The 21,043-nt window shown below is 73.0% G+C and carries 14 protein-coding genes; 8 read left to right on the top strand and 6 right to left on the bottom strand.

The genetic code is table 11. The annotated features are described in order from the left end of the window. The first annotated feature begins 108 nt into the window (after positions 1 to 108). The gene (locus RAB71_RS01540) at positions 109 to 819 is read left to right on the top strand and encodes a response regulator transcription factor (RefSeq protein ID WP_010341557.1); all 711 of its coding nucleotides are present in this window, start codon (positions 109 to 111) and stop codon (positions 817 to 819) included. A 54-nt stretch (positions 820 to 873) separates the two neighbouring features. Here RAB71_RS01540 and RAB71_RS01535 read toward each other — a convergent pair whose 3' ends face one another. Further along, the gene (locus tag RAB71_RS01535) at positions 874 to 2,244 is read right to left on the bottom strand and encodes a sensor histidine kinase (protein ID WP_087943461.1); all 1,371 of its coding nucleotides are present in this window, start codon (positions 2,242 to 2,244) and stop codon (positions 874 to 876) included. Positions 2,245 to 2,456: 212 nt separating this feature from the next. Between RAB71_RS01535 and RAB71_RS01530 the strand changes: the two genes are divergently transcribed. Then, entirely contained in the window at positions 2,457 to 4,793 is a 2,337-nt protein-coding gene (locus tag RAB71_RS01530; protein ID WP_010341559.1) for a YadA-like family protein, read from the top strand. Positions 4,794 to 4,858: 65 nt separating this feature from the next. After that, positions 4,859 to 6,748 (top strand): S8 family serine peptidase, encoded by a 1,890-nt coding sequence (locus RAB71_RS01525; protein ID WP_010341560.1) that lies wholly within the window; start codon positions 4,859 to 4,861, stop codon positions 6,746 to 6,748. A gap of 305 nt (positions 6,749 to 7,053) precedes the next feature. On the opposite strand, the gene RAB71_RS01520 is transcribed toward RAB71_RS01525, so the two are convergent. Both RAB71_RS01520 and RAB71_RS01515 read right to left on the bottom strand, forming a co-directional pair. Further along, the gene (locus RAB71_RS01520; protein ID WP_104609498.1) at positions 7,054 to 10,371 is read right to left on the bottom strand and encodes an ankyrin repeat domain-containing protein; all 3,318 of its coding nucleotides are present in this window, start codon (positions 10,369 to 10,371) and stop codon (positions 7,054 to 7,056) included. Then, positions 10,364 to 10,624 (bottom strand): YcgL domain-containing protein, encoded by a 261-nt coding sequence (locus RAB71_RS01515; RefSeq protein ID WP_010342688.1) that lies wholly within the window; start codon positions 10,622 to 10,624, stop codon positions 10,364 to 10,366. Before RAB71_RS01515 ends, RAB71_RS01520 begins: the two co-directional genes overlap by 8 nt. A gap of 218 nt (positions 10,625 to 10,842) precedes the next feature. Between RAB71_RS01515 and RAB71_RS01510 the strand changes: the two genes are divergently transcribed. The 5 genes from RAB71_RS01510 to RAB71_RS01490 all read left to right on the top strand — a co-directional run bounded on the left by RAB71_RS01510 (position 10,843) and on the right by RAB71_RS01490 (position 17,151). Then, the gene (locus tag RAB71_RS01510; RefSeq protein ID WP_010342690.1) at positions 10,843 to 12,042 is read left to right on the top strand and encodes a beta-ketoacyl-[acyl-carrier-protein] synthase family protein; all 1,200 of its coding nucleotides are present in this window, start codon (positions 10,843 to 10,845) and stop codon (positions 12,040 to 12,042) included. A gap of 8 nt (positions 12,043 to 12,050) precedes the next feature. Then, positions 12,051 to 12,827: a beta-ketoacyl synthase chain length factor gene (locus RAB71_RS01505; protein ID WP_010342691.1), complete on the top strand. Its 777-nt coding sequence runs from the start codon at positions 12,051 to 12,053 to the stop codon at positions 12,825 to 12,827. Beyond that, on the top strand, positions 12,824 to 13,645 hold the full coding sequence (locus tag RAB71_RS01500; protein ID WP_041499820.1) for a glycosyltransferase family 2 protein: 822 nt from the start codon (positions 12,824 to 12,826) through the stop codon (positions 13,643 to 13,645). Before RAB71_RS01505 ends, RAB71_RS01500 begins: the two co-directional genes overlap by 4 nt. Further along, positions 13,642 to 15,267, top strand: coding sequence for an NAD(P)/FAD-dependent oxidoreductase (locus RAB71_RS01495; RefSeq protein WP_010342694.1), 1,626 nt, complete (start codon positions 13,642 to 13,644; stop codon positions 15,265 to 15,267). The genes RAB71_RS01500 and RAB71_RS01495 overlap by 4 nt, the downstream gene beginning before the upstream one ends. 207 nt (positions 15,268 to 15,474) lie before the next feature. Beyond that, positions 15,475 to 17,151, top strand: a complete 1,677-nt coding sequence (locus tag RAB71_RS01490; protein WP_010342695.1) for a tannase/feruloyl esterase family alpha/beta hydrolase — start codon at positions 15,475 to 15,477, stop codon at positions 17,149 to 17,151. A gap of 52 nt (positions 17,152 to 17,203) precedes the next feature. Here the strand turns inward: RAB71_RS01490 and fabG are convergent, their stop codons facing one another. The 3 genes from fabG to RAB71_RS01475 form a co-directional block, all read right to left on the bottom strand. Further along, entirely contained in the window at positions 17,204 to 17,941 is a 738-nt protein-coding gene (fabG, locus tag RAB71_RS01485) for a 3-oxoacyl-ACP reductase FabG (RefSeq protein ID WP_010342696.1), read from the bottom strand. Positions 17,942 to 18,236: 295 nt separating this feature from the next. Further along, positions 18,237 to 18,668 carry a phosphotransferase gene (locus RAB71_RS01480; RefSeq protein ID WP_029562046.1) on the bottom strand — a complete coding sequence of 144 codons (432 nt, stop codon included), beginning with the start codon at positions 18,666 to 18,668 and terminating at the stop codon, positions 18,237 to 18,239. A gap of 4 nt (positions 18,669 to 18,672) precedes the next feature. Then, positions 18,673 to 21,030: an MMPL family transporter gene (locus tag RAB71_RS01475; protein WP_029562047.1), complete on the bottom strand. Its 2,358-nt coding sequence runs from the start codon at positions 21,028 to 21,030 to the stop codon at positions 18,673 to 18,675. Between the last annotated feature and the right edge of the window lie 13 nt (positions 21,031 to 21,043).

The raw sequence follows: 21,043 nt of genomic DNA, 5'->3' as shown, positions 1-21,043 counted from the left end.
ACGGAGGAGCGGCGAGTCTGCCAGCGCCGGTGTTTGCATCGCGTAATCGCCGCGGCACGCCGTTCAGGCGCGCGCAAGCGCGCGGCTGCGGCTACACTGCGGCTGCGCATGACTTCCGATCCCGCTGCCGCCGCCCTGCGCACTCTGGTCCTGGAGGACGATCCGATACTGCGCGATCGCATCCTGGTCCCGGGCCTGCGCCGCTTCGGTTTCGCCGCCGACGGCTGCGGCACCGGCGCCGAATTGCAGCAGCGGGTGCAGCGCGAGGGCGCCGAGATCGTGGTGCTGGATGTCGGGCTGCCCGATACCGACGGCTTCACCCTGGCCGGCGCGCTGCGGCAGCAGTATCCGGACCTCGGCATCGTCATGCTGACCAGCCTGGGCCAGACCGAGGACCGCATCCGCGGGCTGACCGGCGGCGCCGACGCCTACCTGTCCAAGCCGGTGGAAATCGACCTGCTGGCCGCGACCCTGCACAGCCTGGCGCGACGCGTGAGCGGGCGCCCGCCAGCGGCGCCGGCGCGCGGGCGCTGGCAGATGAGCGAAGACGGCTGGTGCCTGCTGTCGCCATCCGGCGCCGCCGCCGCGCTGACCGGCAGCGAACGCCGCCTGTGCCTGCGCCTGCTCGAGCAACCGGGCCTGCTGGTGGCGCGCGAGGCGTTGATCGCTGCCCTCACCGACCGCGTCTACGACTTCGACGCGCACCGCCTGGATTCGATGGTGCACCGCCTGCGCAGCAAGGTGCAGCGGCGCTGCGGCGAACCGCTGCCGCTGGCCGCGGTGCACGGCAAGGGCTACATCCTCGATCCTGCGGGCTGACCCGCCCCGCGCCATCGCGTGCCGCGTTGCGCGTGCCGTCGCGCCAGGCCAGGCCTATGCCGGCACCGAGGCCGGCACCGCATCGGCATGCGGCAACACGATGCGGAAGCGCGTGCCCGCGCCCACCGTGCTGTGCACCTGGATGCGGCCACCGGCGCGCACCACCAGATCGCGCACCACCGCCAGGCCCAGGCCGGTGCCGCTGTCGGCAGGCTTGGTGCTGTAGAACGGCTCGAACACCTGCGCGGCCACCTCGGCCGGCATGCCGTGGCCATCGTCGGCGACCTCGATGACGGTGCCCTCGTCCTCACTGGAGACGGCGATGTCGAAATGGCCACGGTCGGCGATCGCGTCGCGACTGTTGGAGGCCAGGTTCAGCAGCATCAGGTCGAACTGACTGCGCTCGAAGCGGATCGGCGCCGGCGCCGCCGGGAGCGCGCAGCGCAGCACGATGCGCGCCTCCAGCAACTGCCGCAGCATCGGCTGCAGTGCGTCCACCGCCGCCGCAGCGTCGAAGCGCTCGACATGTTCGGCGTCGCGGCGGCTGAAGCGCAGCAGCCGGCGCACGATGGTCATGCCGCGCTCGGCCGATTCCTCCACCGCCGCCAGGCTGTCCTCCAGGTGCGCGATGCGTTGCGCGTCGCCGTCCAGATCGTCGTCGTGGCGCGCAGCAGCGAAGCCGGACATCACCGCCAGGATGTTGTTGAAATCGTGGGCCAGGCCGCTGGCCATGCGCTCGGTGATCTCGCGCTTCTGCGCATGGATCAGTTGGGTCTGCGCGCGCTCGCGCTCGTGCATCTCCTGTTGCAGGCGCTGGCCTCGCGCGTTGGACTCGCGCAGGCTTTCGCGCAGCGCCTCGGTGGTGCGGTCCAGCAGCAGCGCCACCAGCAGGTAGCTGAAGAGCACCGGCAGCACGTTGAACAGCGCCTGCGCCGGCGCGCCGGCCAGTTCGGCCAGCGCGTCGCGGCCCACGCCAACGCCGAGCATCAGCAGCAAGGCGACGAAGGTGACCCACAGCGCGCGGCGCCCCAGCACCAGCCCGGCCAGGATCAGCACCAGCATCTGCGCCAACTGGTCCGGCAACTGCCGCTGGAAGCCGTGGATGGCGGCGTTGACCAGCAGCGAGCCGAGCATCGCTCCCAGCAGCAGCCGCACGCCGCCGCGCAAGGCGCCATGGCGTACGCGCACGAAACCGATCGCCGCGCACACCCCGATCAGCAGGCTCATGGTCAACGAGATCACCAGCCCGGGCTGCACCGGCTGCCCGCGCAGCTGCGGCCACGCCAGCACCAGCGCGATCACCAGCGTGGCGGGAATGGTCACCGCCAGGAACAGCAGCAGCAACTGGATCACCCGCGCGTTGCGCCGATCCACTTCGTCCAGCAGCGGCGCGCGGCCCAGCCAGTTCCAGAACGCCTTCGCCATGCCGCCGTGCTCCATTCCCGTTCAGTGAGAATCCGATGATGATCATGCGAGAACTTGCAGGTGACAAGCCGGTGACGGCGGGCCTAAGTTCGCATGACGGAACACGCCCGGGGACGACGGCGCTGCTCCCAGACCACTCCTGACCGATGCGGAGGCGCACGCGCGCCGCCGACGTCATCTTCTGCCCTGTCGTTTTCCAGCCCGAGATCGCCATGAACGCACGCTCTTCCCTGCGCGGCACCGCCGCCCGTCATCCGATGCCCCGCGCCTACAGCACCCTGGCCCTGGCCTGTGCGCTGTGCCTGTCGTCGACGGCCCTGGCGCAGACGCCCACCACCACGACAACCGGCACGGCCCAGTCCACCGGCACCGACGCCACCACCAGCGACGCCAGCACCACGCCAGCCGCGACCACCTACGACCCCAGCGTCTACTTCAAGGCCACCGGCAGCGCCGACAGCAACGCCGGTGCCGAAGCCGACGGCGACGAAGCGCTGGCCGCAGGTGAGGCCGCCTCGGCGGTGGGAACCGGCGCCATGGCGATCGGCGGCGGTGCGGTGGGCTACGCCGACCATGCACTGGCGGTCGGCCACAACAGCCTGGCCACCGAGATCTCCACCACCGCCATCGGCGGCATGCTCGACGTGGATTACTCGTCGCTGCCCAACGGCGTGACCATCCTGCAGCAGACCTCGGCCACCGGCATGGCCGCGACCGCGCTGGGCGCCGGCGCCCAGGCCAGCGGCAAGTTCAACGTGGCTGCGGGCGCCGGCGCGATCGCCAGCGACCGCTCCAGCGTCGCGGTCGGCGGCATCGTCGACGTGGGCGAGGAGATGAATCCAGGCTTCGGCGCCGAAGGCACCCAGTTGCAGGCCACCCAGGCCACCGGCCCGCTGTCCACCGCGCTGGGCGGCGGCGCGCTGGCCACCGCCTACAGTTCCACCGCGGTCGGCGCTCTGGCCGAAGCCAGCGCCAACCGCACCGTCGCCGTGGGCACCACCGCGGTGGCCAACCAGTACGCCGCCGTCGCGGTGGGCGCGCAGAGCCAGGCCACCGCCGAGTGGGCCACCGCCTTCGGCAACGGCGCACGCGCCCTGGGCACCCACAGCGTGGCCATGGGTCCCAGCGCGTACGCACAGAGCGACGACGCCACCGCGGTCGGCCCGGCCGCGCTCGCCCTCGGCGTCGGCTCCAGCGCGCTCGGCAACGGCTCCTGGGCCGGCGGCACCCGCAGCCTGGCCCTGGGCGGGGGCATGGTGTGGAACGGCGAATTCTTCCGCGAGACCCCGGTGCTGTTCTACGACAGCATCGCCGTCGGCACCGGCGCGGACGTGTTCGGCGACCGGTCGATCGCGATCGGCCCCGGCGCCCGCGTCGGCAACTCGCAGTTCGTCAACGACCAGACGACCATCACCAACAACAGCGTGGCGCTGGGCGCCGGCTCGGTCACCGAACGCGACAACACCGTATCCATCGGCGCGGCGGGCGCCGAGCGTCAGCTCACCAACCTGGCCGCCGGCACCATGGACACCGACGCGGTCAACCTGGCGCAGTTGCGCAACGTCGCCGCCGCCTTCGGCGCCGGCAGCGTGGTCGACGCCAACGGCAACCTGATCGGCGGCAACTACCTGGTGCAGGGCAGCCACTACACCGACCTGGGCTCGGCGATGGGCGCGCTGGATACCGCGCTGACCGGCTTCGGCAACCGCCTCGACGCGATCGGCGGCTCCGGCGGGGTCAGCATCGGCGGCGGCGGCGGCGCGGCCACGGCGCCCAGCACCGGCGCCGGCACCAATGCCGTGGCCGTCGGCTCCGGGGCAACCGCCAACGGCAACAACGGCCTGGCGATGGGCGCGCAGGCGCTGGCCTACGGCCCCAACGACACCGCCATCGGCGGCAACGCCACGGTCAATGCCGACGGCAGCACCGCGGTCGGCGCCAACGCCCGCGTCGCCGCGGTGGCGACCAATGCGGTGGCGCTCGGCGAGAGCGCCAGTGCCTCGGCCGCCTCGGCCACCGCGCTCGGCCAGGGCGCCTCGGCCACTGCCGCCAACGCGGTGGCGCTGGGCCAGGGCTCGGTCGCCGACCGCACCAACACGGTCTCGGTGGGCAGCGCCGGCAACGAGCGGCAGATCGCCAACGTTGCCGCCGGCAGCGCCGGCACCGATGCGGCCAACGTCGCGCAGATGCGCGCCGGCGACAGCGCCACCCTGAGCAGCGCCAACGCCTACACCAACACCCGCATCACCGCACTGGACGACAGCTTCAACCAGTTGCGCACCGACACCGAACACCGCCTCGACGGCATGGACCGGCGCATGGACAAGCTCGGCGCGATGAGCGCGGCGATGCTCAACATGGCGGTCAACGCCGCCGGCACGCAGAGCCCGCGCGGGCGCGTGTCGGTCGGCGCCGGCTTCCAGGGCGGGCAGCAGGCGCTGTCGATCGGCTACGCCCGCAAGCTCGGCGCGCGTGCCTCGTTCAGCCTGGGCGGTGCCTTCAGCAACGGCGAGTCCTCGGCCGGCATCGGCGTGGGCGTGGACCTGTGATGTCGCGCGGCGCCACGCGCGCCGCGGTGTTTATTCCTCTTCCTCTTTTTTTCCAGGATCTGCAGATGATGTCTTCCAACACGCTCGCCGCTGCCCTCGCCGCCGTCCTGTTCGCCGCTGGCGCGCAGGCGGCCACTCCCACCATCGGCCTGGGCCGCGTGCAGGGCCCGGTGCCGCAATCGGCCAACCCCAACGACCTGGGCCAGCGCTTCATCGTCAAGACCCGCGACGGCGGCACCCAGGCGCGCAGCCTGCTCGCCACCACCCTCAGCAGCGCGGTGGCACGCAGCGGCATGCAGCGCGCGCAGATCGCCAGCGACGGCCTGACCGTACGCAGCGCCGTCAGCGCCAAGGTGCTGCGCGACATGGCGGTGCCGGGCTGGCACGTGGTGCAGACCTCGCGCCACCTCAGCGACAGCGAGCGCACCGCCTTCATCAACGAACTGAAGGCCGACCCGTCGGTGGTGTCGGTGCAGGTCGACCGCCTGTACCGGCGCCTGGACGAGGCCAGCGTGCGCCTGCCGGCTGCCGTCGCGGCCGCTGCCTCCACCACCCCCAACGATCCGGCCTACGCCCAGTTGCAGTGGAATTTCCACGACCCGGTCGGCGGGGTGAATGCCGAGCAGGGCTGGACCCGCTCCACCGGCAAGGGCGTGGTGGTGGCGGTGGTCGACACCGGCGTGGTGCAGAACAATCCGGACCTGGCCGCCAACGTGCTGCCCGGCTACGACATGATCACCGACCACCGCGTCTCGCGCCGCGACACCGACGGCCGCGTGGCCGGCGGCTACGACCTGGGCGACTGGGTCGAGGCCGACTACTGCAACGCGCTCGGCGGCTCCGGCAACGCCCCGGAGCCGAGCTCGTGGCACGGCAGCCACGTCTCCGGCACCATCGCCCAGGTCACCAACAACAACCTGGCCACCGCCGGCCTGGCCTACGACGCCAAGATCCTGCCGGTGCGCGTGCTCGGCTCCTGCGGCGGCTTCGGCAGCGACATCACCGACGGCATGCTGTGGGCCGCGGGCCTGCCGGTCGCCGGCCTGCCGACCAACCCGAACCCGGCCGAGGTGATCAACATGAGCCTGGGCAGCAGCTCCCCGGACACCTGCCCGCAGATCTACCAGGACGCGATCGACCAGATCAACGCCAAGGGCACGATCATCGTGGTCGCCGCCGGCAACTCCAACGCCAACGCCGCCACGTACACCATGTCCTCCTGCAACGGCGTGATCAGCGTCGGCGCCTCGCGCATCAACGGCGGCCGCGCCAGCTATTCCAACTACGGCACCCGCGTGGACATCGCCGCGCCGGGCGGCGGCGGCGACATCGACGGCAACCCGGGCGGCTACATCTTCCAGGTGATCAACGGCGGCTCGCAGAGCCCGACCAGCGACTGGCAGATCGGCGGCATGGCCGGCACCTCGATGGCCTCCCCGCACGTGGCCGCGGCGGTGGCGCTGGTGCAGAGCGTGGCCACCACCCCGTTCAGCTGGACCGGCATGCGCGACCTGCTGCGCGCCAGCGCACGGCCGTTCCCGGTGACGATCCCCACCAGCACGCCGATCGGCGCCGGCATCCTGGACGTGGACATGCTGCTGCAGATGGCCACCACCCCGCCGTGCAATCCGTCGGACAGCACCTGCGTGCCGCCGACCAAGACCCTGGTCAACAAGGTGGAGATGCGCGGCCTCGGCAGCCAGGGCGGCGACGCGCTGTACAGCTTCCAGGCCGCCGCCGGCACCGTGGTCAGCTTCATGACCTTCGGCGGCAACGGCAACGTGGCGATGTACGTGTCGGCGGGCAAGGTGCCGACCAGCAGCAGCTACGACGCGCGCTCCACCCGTGCCGGCACCACCACCCAGACGGTGCGCCTCACCCCGTCCAGCGCCACGACCTACTACGTGCGCCTGAGCGGCAGCTACAGCGGCCTGACCGTGGTCGCACGGCAGTAACGCGACCGCGCGGCGGCGCCGTTCGCCGCCGCGCCACGTGCGCGGGAGGAGCCCCTGCCGCCGCGGCTCCGAAAGCAGCGATGTGCCTACCATGACGCAGTTCGCCCGCCTTCCGGCGGGCATTTTTTTGGGCGCTGCGGTGCGCCGCGATGCGGCAAGCCCCTCTCCCACCGGGAGAGGGGTCTGAGTGAGGGGACGGCACGAGGCACGAGGCGCGGGGCGATGGGCGATGGGCGGCGCGAGGCGGCGCCCTGCCCTCATCCGGCCCTCCGGGCCACCTTCTCCCGATGGGAGAAGGAAAAGCGCTAGCGGCTTTCGCGCAGGAAACGCGCCATCGAGGACACGCCCGGCAGCGCCGGCTGGAACTGCCCGGCGACGTCGACGAAGCCGCGCATCACCGCGATCTCGCGCGGGGTGCGGTTCAAGGTATCGCGCAGTTCCGGATCGGCGCCGGCGCGCAGCAGGCGCTGCACCAGCAGCGGCAGGCCGTGCAACGCGGCCAGGTGCAGCGGGCCGAAGCCGCGCGGATCCTGCACTTCCAGGCTGACGTCCTCGTCCAGCAGGCGCTCGACGCCGGCCAGCACCACCGGCTCCTCGCAGGCCGTGCCCGGTTCGGCGCGCGCGCCCAGCAGCAGCAGCAGCGGCGTGACGCCACCGGCGGAACCGCGGTCGGCCTCGGCGCCGGCCAGCAGCAAGGTGTCCAGCAACGCCAGCAAGCGGGTCTTGTCGCGCGCGGTGAAGCCGTACAGCGCGGCGCAGTGCAGCGGCGCCAGTTGCTGCGCGTCGCCGGCGTGCACGTCGGCACCGGCGGCCAGCAGCCGCGCGGCGATGTCCGGCAGGCCCAGCGCGCAGGCCAGCATCAGCACGGTCACCCCGCCGGGCAGGCGGTGTTCGATCTGCGCACCGGCCTGCAGCAACGCCGCGACGATCTCGGTCTGGCGCATGCTCACCGCTGCCGACAGCGGCGTGGCGCCGCTGGCCGCGGCGTGCTGCAGATCGGCGCCGCGCGCCAGCAGCAGCTTCACCGCCGCGGCATGGCCGCCACCGGCGGCGCGCAACAGCGCGGTGCAGCCCTGCGCGTCCACCGCATCCACCGGCAGGCCCAGGTCGATCAGGCGGCGGATCGCCTCGGCATCGCCGACCATCGCCGCAGCCGGCACGTCGGCCTCGCGCAGCGGACGCCGCGGCAGCGGCCAGGTGCGCCAGTCCAGCCAGTCGGCCAGGTCGCGGCGGCCGCTGGCCAGGGCCACGCCGAGCGGAGTCTGGCCGTCGGCGGCGCGTGCGTCCGGCGAGGCACCCTGCAGGATCAGCAGTTTCAGCGAGGCCTCGCGGCCCAGCGCGGCAGCCAGGTGCAGCGCGGTCATGCCGTGGCTGTCGCGCGCCTCGCGGTCGGCGCCGCGCTCGAGCAACTGCAGTTGCAGGCGCAGCCAGCCCAGCCGCACCGCCAGCGACAGCGGCGGATCGCCGGCCGGCGACGGCGCGAACGGATCGGCGCCGCGCTCGAGCAGTTCCAGCGCGAACTGTTCCAGCGCGCGCGAGGCGTGATCGTGCTGGGCGCAGGCGGCCAGCAGCCGGGTCAGGCCGCCGCGGCCGGCCGGCGACACGCCGTGTCGCAGCATCGCCTGCAGGCTGGGCACCGCCTCCACGCCGCGCGAGAGCAGCGCGAACATCGGGGTATCGCCGCAGGCATCGAGCACTTCCGGCGCGGCGCCGTGCGCCAGCAGCCAGTCCACCGCCTGCGCGTTCAGCGCCAGCGGCGCATCGTGCAGCAGCGCGCCCAGTTCCTCGGGCGCACACAGCCGCGCCAGCGCGGCCAGGCCCTCGCGCGGCTGGCCCAGTTGCAGGCCCTCGCGCAGCAGTTCCAGCGGCGGCCGGTCGGGCAGGCCGGCCGGGCCGCTCTCGCCCTGGCCGTCGCTGACCGCGGCCGGCAGCGGATAGTCCGGGTCCAGCGCGGACACGATCGCCCAGCGCCCGGCCTCGGCGGCCAGGTCGACGGCGCGGCGGCCGCTCTGGTCCGGCTGCGCCGACGCCACGCCCAGTTCCAGCAGACGCCGGATCAGGCCGGGGGCGACGTGGTCGGCGGTGCAGGCCAGCAGGATCGCGTTGCGACCGTCGCCGTCGACCGCGGTCAGGTCCGGCTTGTGCGGCAGCAGCCGTTCCAGCACCGCCACGCGGCCGTGGCGGGCGGCTTCCAGCCACGGCGTGCGGCCCAGCGCGTCGCGCGCTTCCAGGTTGGCGCCGGCGCCGAGCAGAGCCTGCACGATCTCCACGTGGCCGGCCTGCGCCGCCTCGTGCAGCGCGCTGCGGCGCTGGCGATCGCGCGCGTCGACCCGCGCCTTGTGCTTGAGCAGCAACTGCACGCCGGCCGGATCGTCTTCCTCGGTGCCGGCGGCGGCCAGCAGCACCGGGCTGGCCTCGGCCGGCTCCGGCTTGGCGCCGCGCTCGAGCAGGAACTTGGCCATGCGCCAGTTGCCGACCTGGCAGGCCACCGCCAGCGGGGTCAGGCCGTCGCGATTGGCCGCGTCCAGTTCGGCGGCGGCGTCGCGCAGCAGCGCGGCCACGCCCGGGTCGGAACTGCGGGCGGCGTGATGCAGCGGGGTGTTGCCATCGCCGTCGCTGGCGCGCGGGTCGGCGCCGTTGGCGAGCAGGGTCATCACCGCCTCCGGGCGGCCATGCCAGCTGTCGCGGGTGGCGGCCAGCAGCGGGGTCATGCCCAGGTGCGGGCGATTGACGTCGACCCCGCGCACGATCAGTTCGCGCAGCAGGCGCAGGTCCGGCAGTACCGCGGCCAGCACCGGCAGGCTGCGCTGGTCGCGCCACTCGGCGGCGGGCAGCGCGTGCGGATCGGCGCCGGCCTGCAGCAACTGCAGCGCGCGATCGACGCGGCCGCCGCGGGCGGCGTCGTACAGCGCCGCATGCAGTTCGTCCTGCGCCGGCGGCGGCTCGTCGGCGCGCGGCGCGGTGTTGGCGCTCAGTTCGGCGAACAGGTCGGCCGAGGATACCGGTGGGGTCAGCGCCTGCGGCGGGGCCACCCGTTGCAGGCCGGCGTGCAGCAGCGGCGACAGCAGGGCGTAGGCCAGCGCCAGCGGCCAGCGCGCGGCGTCGGCGAGCAGCCCCGGCCAGGCCAGCACCACGCCGAGCCCGGCCAGCACCAGCACCAGTGCGGCTACCGCCAGCCCACGCCAGGCCTGCACGTCCTGCTGCGCCAGCGCGTGCCAGCGTGCGCCCAGCGGGCCGCCCTCGGCATCGCTGCCGTGCCACAGCGGCCAGGTCCGCCACAGCCCGAGCAGGGCCGCGCTGGCGGCCACGCTCAGCGCCAGCGCCGCGGCCAGGCTGCCGCTGTCGTGCAGGGCCGCCAGCGGCCAGGCCACCAGCACCGCGACCAGCGCCATGCCGCCGGCCCACAGCACCAGCAGCGGCGCCGCGGCGCCGACCAGCTCGCGCGCCGCGCGCGGACGCGGCCGGCTGCCGCGCTGCCAGGACAGCGCCAGGGCGAACGCCGGCTGCGCCAGCCAGGCGCCCAGCGCGGCGGCCAGCGGGCCGAATCCGGCGGCCAGCGCCAGCACCGCGCCGAGCGCGGCGGCGAGCATCGGCGCACGCGCACGGAGAAAGGAGTCAGTCATCGTGTCGATCGGTGGTGCCGGGCAGGGACGGCGGCAATTGCAGATGGAAGCCGCAGCCGGCGAGGTTGGCGCGCACCGCGGCCGGATCGGCACGGGCCAGTTTGCGTTCGGCGGTCAGCGCCACTTCGAGCACGAACGCCAGCGGCTGCAGCGACGCCAGCAGCGCCGGCGGCAGACGGCCGAAGTCGTCGCGGGCGGCGAGATACAGATAGGTGTCCGGCTTGCGTTGGCTTTTGTAGACGTAGGCTTGCATGCCCGTGGCGTGCGCCTGGCGTGGAAAGGCAAGCGATTGTGGAGGAAATGCGCCAGCGGCGAAAGCGCACGCCGGCCCTGCGCTGAACGGATCCAGGGCAGGCGCGCCATTCACGTTCGCCCCGTTGGCGATTCACGGCATCACCGAATGCGTCGATATACTGCGGTGATTGTCCTTGTATGGAAGACCGCGTGACCGAAGCGTCCTCGTCGCCCCGGATGGCCCCGGTGGCCATCCGCGCCTACACCGCGACCAACGCGCTCGGCAGCGGGCTGCAGGCCCAGGCCGCGGCGCTGCGCGAGGGCCGCAGCGGCCTGCGTCGCAACGATTTCGGCCCGCAACCGCTGGAATGCTGGATCGGCCGGGTGGACGCGCTGGAGACCGCGGCGCTGCCGGACGCCCTGGCCGCCTGGGAATGCCGCAACAACCGCCTGGCCTGGCTGGCGCTGCAGCAGGACGGCATGGCCGCCGCCGTGGCCGCCGCGGCGCAGCGGCATGGCGCCGAGCGGGTGGCGGTGGTGATGGGCACCTCCACCTCCAGCATCGGCGCCAGCGAGGAGGCCTACACCCGGCTCGAGCACGACGCGGACGGCCCGCGCCTGCCCGCCGACCTGGACCGGCCGATCGTGCACACCCCGCATTCGCTCGGCGATTTCGTGCGCGCCGCCACCGGCCTGCGCGGCCCGTGCATCACTGTCGCCACCGCCTGCTCGTCCAGCGCCAAGGTGTTCGCCCAGGCGGCGCGGCTGATCGCCGCCGGCGTGGTCGATGCGGCGCTGGTCGGCGGCGTGGACACGCTGTGCGGCAGCGTGCTGTTCGGCTTCAACTCGCTGCAGGTGGTGTCGCCGGAGCCGTGCCGGCCGTTCGACGTGCGCCGGGTCGGGCTGTCGCTGGGCGAGGCCGGCGGCTACGCGCTGCTGGAACGCGCCGATGCCGCCGACGCACCGCCGGCGCAGGCGCTGCTGTGCGGCTACGGCGAATCCAGCGACGCCCACCACATGTCCGCGCCGCATCCGCAGGGCCTGGGCGCCGGCCTGGCGATGCGCGGTGCGCTGCAGCGCGCCGGCGTGGACGCGGCCGAAGTCGGGTACCTGAACCTGCACGGCACCGCGACCCCGGCCAACGACAGCGTCGAGGCCGCCGCGGTGGCGGCGCTGTTCCCGCCCACCCTGCACGCCAGTTCGACCAAGGCCTGGACTGGGCACACGCTCGGTGCCGCCGGCATCGTCGAGTCGGTGTTCGCCCTGCTGGCGCTGCGCGACGGCCTGCTGCCCGGCACCCTCAACAGCGAACTGCCCGACCCCGCCTGCGGCCCGCAGATCCGCTTCGCCACCGCCCATGCACAGGTCCGCTACGCGATGAACAACTCCTTCGGCTTCGGCGGCAACAACTGCTCGCTGCTGTTCGGTCGCGCATGAGCACGCCGATGCTGCACGCGACGATCGAAGGCATCGGTTTCTGGGCGCCCGGCCTGCCCGGGTGGGCACTGGCGCAGGCGTTCGCGCGCGGCGACGGCGCGCTGCAAGAGACGCCGGCACGGCCGTCGCCGCAACTGCTGGCGCCCAACGAGCGTCGGCGCGCGCCGGACACGGTGGCGGTGTCGCTGGACGCGGCGCTGGCCGCCTGCCAGGACGCCGGCCGCGACCCGGCGACGCTGCCGTCGGTGTTCACCTCCACCCACGGCGACCTGGCGATCACCGACTACATGTGCACCACCCTCGCCAGCGAGCCGCTGTCGGTCTCGCCGACCAAGTTCCACAACTCGGTGCACAACGCCGCCGCCGGCTACTGGACCATCGGCGCCGGCGCCACCGCCGCGGCGACCGCGATCAGCGCGCACTCGGGCAGCTTCGCGCAGGGACTGCTGGAAGCGCTGTCGCAACTGGCCGCGGGCGAAGACGCGGTGCTGCTGGTCGGCTACGACAGCCGCTCGGTGGGCGCGCTGGGCCGCATCGCGCGCAGCGAAGGCCTGCTCGGCGGTGCGCTGGTGCTGAGCGCCGGCGCACGCGACGGCAAGCCGCAGTTGCAGGTGCAGTTGCGCGACGGCACCGCCGCGGCCGGCGACGGCCCGCTGGCGCGGCATGCCGCGGGCAACGCGATGGCGCCGATGCTGCCGCTGTTCGACGCGCTGGCGCTGGGCGGAAGCGGCTGCGTGCTCGACGCCGGCGGCGGCCGCTGCCTGCAGGTGGAGTTGCGCGTATGAGCCGCACGCCGCTGACCGCCGCCGACGCCGCGATCCTGATTCCGGCCCTCAACGAACGGCTGCGCATCCGCGAGGTGGTCGGCGACGCGCTGGCGCACTGCCCGCGGGTGATCGTGGTCGACGACGGCTCCGACGACGGCACCAGCGACTGCATCGCCGACCTGCCGGTGACCCTGCTACGCCACCCACAGCGCCGCGGCAAGGGCGCGGCGCTGCGCAGCGGCTTCGCCGAGGCGCAGCGCCAGGGCGCGCGCGCGGTGATGACCATGGACGGCGACGGCCAGCACAGCGCCGCCGACTTCCCGCGGCTGCTGGCCGCGGCCAACCGCCACCCCGGCTGCGTGATCGTCGGCGCGCGCCTGCGCAAGCGCGCCAGCCAGCCGCCGATCCGCCGCATCGGCAACGATTTCGGCGACTGGGGCATCGCCTGGGGCTGCGGCTTCCGCCTGGTCGACAGCCAGAGCGGGCAGCGCCTGTATCCGCAGTCGGTCTACACCCTGCCCGACGTGCCCGGCGAAGGCTTCGTGTTCGAGGCGCAGTTGCTGATCTCGGCCGCGCGCCAGGCCGGCGCGCGGGTGGTGGCGGTGCCGATCGAGACCCGCTATGCCAGCCAGACCCCGGGCACGTTCCGCAAGAGCCACTTCCGGCTGGTGCGCGATCTGTGGAAGATCACCTCGCACGTGATCGTGCAGGTGTGGACCTACGGACACGTGGTACGCGAGTACCGACGCACCCGCGCCAATCCGGTGCTGATCGACGACGCCGACGGCACCCTCGACCCGGCCCCCCTGGCCGTCGCCAAGGAAAAGACGACATGAATGCAGCGCAGGCGGATGTGGCGATTCTGGGCGGCGGGCTGGCCGGGCTGACCCTGGCGCTGCAGTTGCGCCAGCGCGACCCGCAGCTGCGCATCCGCGTGCTGGAACGGCGCGCGCACCCGGTGCGCGAGGCCGCGTTCAAGGTCGGCGAGTCCTCGGTGGAGATCGGCGCGCACTATTTCGCCGAGGTGCTGGGCCTGCGCGAGCACCTGGATGCCGAACAGATCCGCAAGTTCGGCTTCCGCTTCTTCTTCTCCGACCGGCGCGCCGACATCGACCAGTGCACCGAACTGGGGGTGAGCCAGTTGCTGCCCACCCCGTCGTGGCAGATCGACCGCGGCCGCTTCGAGAACTTCCTCGGGCAGCGCGCGCGCGCGATGGGCGTGGAGTTCCTCGACGGCAGCACGGTGCGCGGCGTCGACCTGGCCGAGGACGACGGCGACCACTGCGTGCGCTACAGCCGCGACGGCGCCGACGCCCACCTGCAGGCACGCTGGGTGATCGACGCCAGCGGCCGCGCCGGCCTGCTCAAGCGCAAGCTCGGCCTGGCCCAGGACAACGCGCACCAGGCCAACGCGGTGTGGTGGCGGGTGGACGGGCTGGTCGATCCCAACGGCTGGTCGCAGGACAGCGCCTGGCTGCAGCGCTGCACGCCGCCGGACCGCTGGCGCTCGACCAACCACATGTGCGGCCCCGGCTACTGGTTCTGGCTGATCCCGCTGTCCTCCGGCGCGCATTCGCTGGGCATCGTCTGCGATGCCGCGATGCATCCGCTGGAGACCATGAACACCCACGCCAAGGCGATGGACTGGCTGCGCACGCACCAGCCGCAGGTGGCCAGCACGCTGGAGCGCAACGAGCACACGGTGCAGGACTTCCTGTTCCTGCGCGACTTCTCCTACGGCTGCAAGCAGGTGTTCTCGGCACAGCGCTGGGCGCTGACCGGCGAGGCCGGCGTGTTCCTGGACCCGTTCTATTCGCCGGGCAGCGACTTCATCGCCATCAGCAACACCTACATCTGCGAACTGATCGGACGCGAGCGCGCCGGGCGCGACATCGCGCCGTATGCCGAGCTGTACCAGCAACTGTACTTCTCGTTCTACGAGAACACCCTGACCCTCTACCAGGACCAGTACCCGCTGTTCGGCGACGCCCAGGTGATGCCGGTCAAGGTGATCTGGGACTACACCTACTACTGGTCGCTGCTGGCGCCGCTGTACTGCACCGACCGCATCGCCGACCTGGCGGTGCTGGGCCGGCTGCGCCCGGCGCTGCAGCAGGCCAGCGCGCTCAACCTGGGCATGCAGGCGCTGCTGCGCGACTGGGGCGCGGCCAACCGCGCGCAGGCCGCGGCGGTGGCCGACGGGCGGCTGCTGGACCAGTACCTGATCGGCTGGTTCCACGAACTCAACCGCGCGCTGAGCGACCGGCTGGACGACGCCGCCTTCGTCGCCCGCCTGCACGGCAATGTCGCGCGCATGGCGGAACTGGCCGGGGAGATCCTGGCGCGCGCCCACCAGCAGCATCCGACGCTGGCCGACCACGGCCTGCTGGACGCCTGCCGCGATGCGCAGACGCCACTGCCGGTGCTGTCGCCGGCCTGGTACGCGGACGCGGCCTGATCCACGCGCAGGGCCATGCCGCCCTGCAACAACGCGCGCTCCGCTCGCCGCCGCGGCACGCCCAGCGGGCGCCTCCATTGCGCGGCACGCGTCACATCGGGCGAATATCGCCCACGCATTCGCGTTTTCGCACGCGCGACGGTTGACGCCCCGGCGCCACCGGCGCGACACAGGCCCACCGCGCCCGGCGCCCCTCAGGAGAACTCCATGCGCTCCACGCTGCTCGCCTTGGCCCTGCCCTTCGCCGCCCTGGCCGCCCCGACCACCGCCCATGCGCAGAAGGCTCCGCGCGCACCGGCCACCCCGGCACCGCTGCAACAGTCGTGCGACGCGCTGGCGAGCCGGCTCGCCTACCCCGGCACCCGCTTCACCGCGGTGCACAGCGTGGCCGCCGGCACCCTGCAGGTGGCCGGCCAGCCGATCGGCGCGCACTGCCAGATCACCGGCCTGATGCACGAACGCGTCGGCACCGACGGCCAGTCCTATGCGATCGGCTTCGAGATGCGCCTGCCGGCCGCATGGAACGGGCGCTTCTTCTACCAGGCCAACGGCGGCCTGGACGGCAACGTGGTCCCCGCGCTTGGGGACATCGGTGGCGGCGGCCAGCGCGACAATCCGCTGCGCATGGGCTTTGCGGTCATCAGTTCCGATGCCGGGCACAGCAACGCGCAGAACCCGCTGTTCGGCCGCGATCCGCAGGCGCGGCTGGACTACGGCTACCAGGCGGTACAGGCGCTGACCCCGATGGCCAAGCGCGTGGTGCAGATCGCCTACGGCAAGGCGCCGGACTACAGCTATTTCGGCGGCTGCTCCAACGGCGGCCGCCACGGCATGGTCGCCGCCGCACGCGACGCACAGGACTACGACGGCATCCTCGTCGGCGACCCCGGGTTCCATCTGCCCAAGGCGGCGATCGCCGACCTGGCCGCGGCCCAGCAACTGGCGGCGCTGGCCGGCGGCAGCGACACGCGCAGCGGCCTGAGCGCCGCCGAGCGCAGCCTGGTGGCCGAGCGCATCGTCGCCACCTGCGATGCGCTGGACGGGGTGCGCGACGGCATGGTGCAGGACGTGGTCGCCTGCCAGCGCCGCTTCGACCTGAATCGCGACGTCGCCACCTGCGGCAGCGCCGGGCGCACCGGCCAATGCCTGACCCCGGCGCAGAAGCGCGCGCTCGGCGCCATCCACGCCGGCGTGCACAACAGCGCCGGCACGCCGCTGTACGCGCCCTTCCCCTACGACCCGGGCATCGCCAGCGGCGACTGGGCCGGCTGGCGGCAGGACGCCTCGCTGACCCTGGTGCCCGGATCGGTGGCCTTCGGCTTCGTCACCCCGCCGGAGGATCCGGCGGTGCTGCAGGATCTGAAGAAGTATGCGCTGCAGTTCGACATGGACCGCGACGCGCCGAAGATCTTCGCCACGGCCGGCGCCTTCCGCGAATCGGCCTGGTCGTACATGACCCCGCCCAACGAGACCCGGCTGACCACGCTGAAGAAGCGCGGCGGCAAGCTGCTGATCTACCACGGCACCGGCGACGGCATCTTCTCCTTCGCCGACACCGCGGCCTGGTACGACCGCCTGCGCACGGCCGATGCCGATGCCGCCAGCTATGCGCGCCTGTTCGCGGTGCCGGCGATGGCGCATTGCGCCGGCGGGCCGGCCACCGACCAGTTCGATGCGCTGACCCCGCTGGTGGCCTGGGTCGAGCAGGGCCAGGCGCCGGACGCGATCGTCGCCAGCGCGCGCGGCAGCGGCAGCGCCGCGCCCAACAATGAAGTGCCGGCCAGTTGGAGCAGCCAGCGCAGCCGCCCGCTGTGCCCGTATCCGCAGGTGGCGCGCTACGTCGGCGGCGACGTGGAGGCGGCGTCCAGCTTCGTCTGCCGCTGAGCGCCGGCCACCGTTGCGCCGCCGGCATCGCGGCGCAACGGCGGCGCGGTCGTCAGCCCATGCCGCCGTTGATGCCGATGACCTGGCCGTTGATGTAGGCGGCCGCGTCCGAACACAGGAACGCGACCAGCGCGGCCACTTCCTCCGGCTTGCCGGGGCGCCCGGCCGGGACCATCTGCTTGATCGCCTCCGGCGGGAAAGAACTGTCCGCCATCGCGCCCTGGATCACGCCTGGCGCGACCACGTTGACGCTGATGCCGCGGCTGGCCATTTCCCGCGCCAGCGACATGCTGGCACCGTGCAGCGCGGCCTTGGCCGCGGCGTAGTTGGTCTGCCCACGGTTGCCCAGCACGGCCGCCACCGAGGACACGCTGACGATGCGGCCCCAGCGCGTCCGCGCCATCGGCAGCAGCAGCGGCTGGGTGACGTGGAAGAAGCCGTGCAGCGAGACGTCGATGACCTTATGCCACTGCGCCGCGCTCATGCCCGCCATCGGCGCGTCGTCGTGGATGCCGGCGTTGTTGACTAGCACCTGGATCGGGCCGGCCTCCAGCAACGCCGCCAACGCCTGCGCGCTGGCCTCGGCATCGGCCACGTCGAACGCCACCGCCTCGGCGCTGCCGCCGGCGGCGACGATCGCCTCCACCACTGCCGCGGCCCGCGCGACGTTGGCGTTGGCGTGCACGATCACGTGCAGGCCCTGCGCGGCCAGGGCGCGGCAGATCGCGCCACCGAGATCGCCGCTGCCGCCGGTGACCAGGGCGCGGCGTGGTGCGAGGGAAGCAGACATCGGGAATCCTCGATCGCAATGAAGATGGGCCGTCATCCTAACGGTTCATCCGCGCGCTCGTAGGCGCGGTCTCAGCAGAGACGACTTGCAGGGAATACGCGGCGCGGCTCAAACGCACCGCTGATCACCACGGGACGTCTTTTTGTAGGAGCGGCTTCAGCCGCGATGGGCATGACCGGGGCGCCTCGTCGCGGCTGAAGCCGCTCCTACAGGACGACCTGGATCCGGCTCGAGTGGGGCGAACGCAACGACCAACGCTGCCCTGAAGCCGCTCCTGCACTGGCCGGTCGAGCCTCTATGCCGCGCCCAGCACCACCGTCGCACGGCCCTCGGCCAACAACTGCCCGGCATGGGTGAGGCGGAAAGCGTATTGCTGGCTGTCGTCGGCCTGCAGCAGCACCTCGGCCTCGCCTTCGATCGGCCCGGCCAGGTCCTGCAACTCGCTGACGTGCAACTGCACCCCGCGCAGCGCCACCAGCATGCCCGGCCGCACCGGCGTGCCGGCGGCACGGCCGAGCAGGCCGCCGTGCACCGCCATCGCCTGCGCGCCGTATTCGCACAGGTGCAGCGCGTGCAGCCGATCGCCGCTGCGCAGCGGATGCGCGGCCTGGCGATGCGCGACGCTGCGCAACAGGACGCGCTGCGCGTCCCAGGCCACCACCTCTTCCCACAGGCACATCAGGCCCTGGTGCGGCACCAGCGCGGCGATGGCGTCGCGTCCGTGCAGTGGCTCAGTGTGCATGGCGGCTCTCCTGGGCGTCGCTGGCGGTCTCGCGCGAAATCAGCAGCGCCAGCACGAAATTGAACAACACGCCCAGTGCCACCGTGCTGCCGATCGCGCGCAGCACCGGGATGCTGGAGGCGGCCAGCAGCGCGAAGACCAGCAGAGTCATCAGGCTGCACACGATCAGCGCATGCAGGGTGCGCAACTGGTCGGCGCGGTCGTCGCCGGCGTGGTCGAAGAACAGCGCGTAGTCCAGGCCCAGGCCGGCGGCCAGGATCAGCGCGATCAGGTGGAACAGGTTCAGTTCGACCCCGCAGCCGCGCAGGATCGCCAGGATCAGCAGCGTGGTAAGCGCCATCGGCAGCAGCACGCGCACGATGCGCCGTGGCGTGCGCAAGGCGATCGCCACGGTCAGCGCCAGCAGCACCGCGGCCACGCCCAGCGCGGCGAGCACGCGGCCGCGGTAGGCGGCGACCAGCGATTCGGAGGCGTCCTTCAGGTCCAGCAGTTGCGCGCCGCTGCCCTGCACCGCGCGCGCCAGTTGCGCCGGATCGCGCAAGCCGGTCAGCGACACCAGCGCGGTGGTGCGGTCCGGACGCTCCAGCAGCAGGCCGCCGACGGGCGTCGCCAGCGGCGTGCCGTGCAGGTCGCGCGCAGTCAGCAGCGGCGCACTGCGTGCGGCCTGCAGGTCGGCCAGAAACGGCGCGAACGCGTCAGCGCGGAACGGTGTGGCGGCGACCGCGGCGGCGGTGATCGCCTGCGCCTGTGCCGGATCGGGCAAGGCGGCCTGGCGCCGGCGCTGGGTGGCGGCGCTGGGCAGGTAGCGCGCGGCCATGTCGTAGCCGGCCAGTTCGCCCTGCGCCACCAGCGCGTCCAGGCGCGGGCGCAGGCGTTCGGACGCGGCCAGCGCGGCCTCGGCCGAGGCCGCCGGCAGCGCCAGCACGTAGCGCACGTCGGGCGCGCCCAGTTCCTGGCGCAGGTGCGCGTCGCGGGCCAGGCCGTCGGCCGGCACCGGGGTCAGCTTGGACAGGTCGTTCTGCCAGAACGGCCCCGGCGCGAACACGATCACCGCGGCCGCCAGCAGGGCGAGCGGCAGCAGCGACCAGCGCGGCCGCGGCAGCCGCGCGATGCCGCGCCACAGCCGCTCCAGCGTCGGCGAATCGGCATGGTCGCGCGGCGAGGGATCGATCAGCGCCGGCAGCAGCAGCCGCGTGGTCAGCGCCGCCACCAGCAGGCCGGCGATGGTGAACACCGCCAACTGGCGCAGGCCGTCCACGCCGGAGAACAGGAAGGTGACGTAGGCGATGCAGGTGGAGACCACGCCGGTGGCCAGGGTCGGCCACAGATGGCGGGCATTCTCGCGCGGGTCCAGGCCCGGGCGCTGATGGCTGAACAGGTGGATCGGGTAGTCCTGGACCACGCCGATCAGGGTGAAGCCGAACGCCACGGTGATGCCGTGCACGCCGTCGAACAGCAAGGCCACCGCGCCCAGCCCGGCCAGGCCGGCGCTGGCCAGCGGCAGCACGCCCAGCACCGGGATCTTCCAGCTGCGGTAGGCCACCAGCAGCAGCACGATCAGCCCCACCGTATCCAGGGTGCCGATCCACTGCGCCTCGTTCTGGGTACGCCCGCCGATCTCCACCGAGAACGCGCCGGGACCGGTCAACGTCAGCTTGCTGCCGGTGCCGGTGCTGACCTTGGCGAAGGCGGCGTGGATCGCATCCACCGCGCGCTGCTGGCCGGTGGGGTCGAAGCCGGCCGCGCGGGTCTGCGCCACCAGCAGCGCGTCCTTGCCGGCGCGGTCGAACCACACCCCGTCGCGCTGCTGCGGGCCGCCGGCCGGCTGCAGGCTCTCGGCCAGGTGCAGCACTTCCAGGGTGGGATCGCGCGGCAGCAACGGCTCCACCATCGTCGCCGCCGGCGAGCCCAGGTCCTGCAACCGTGCCTGCAGCGCATCGCGCAGGGTCGGCGCATCCAGCGGCTTTGCGTCGAAGCTGTCGCTGAGCAGGTAGCGGTACGGCAGCAGGCGCGGCGGGATCGCGTCCAGGCCGGCGTCGGCGCCGTTGGCGACCAGTTCGAACACATCGCGCTGCGCGGCCAGTTCGGCATGCAGCGCCTGCGATTGCCGCGCCAGCGTGGCCGCGTCGGCCCCGGACAGCGACATCAGCAGCAGCCGCGAGCCGGGGCCTTCGCCGAGTTCGTCGAGCAGGAGTTTCTGCGCGGGGGTGCGGGCTTCCGGCATGAATTTACGAAGATCACCCGACACCTGCAGCGCATTGCCCAGCCAGATGCCGGCCACGGTGAGCAGGGCCAGCCACAGCAGCGCCAGCGAGATCCGCATCTTCGAACTCAGGGCTCGCGTCATCGCCGCATCCCCA

Source organism: Xanthomonas sacchari (assembly GCF_040529065.1).
Classification (GTDB): domain Bacteria; phylum Pseudomonadota; class Gammaproteobacteria; order Xanthomonadales; family Xanthomonadaceae; genus Xanthomonas_A; species Xanthomonas_A sacchari.
The sequence above is the reverse complement of the archived record's forward strand: the minus strand, read 5'-3'. Positions and strand labels throughout refer to the sequence as shown.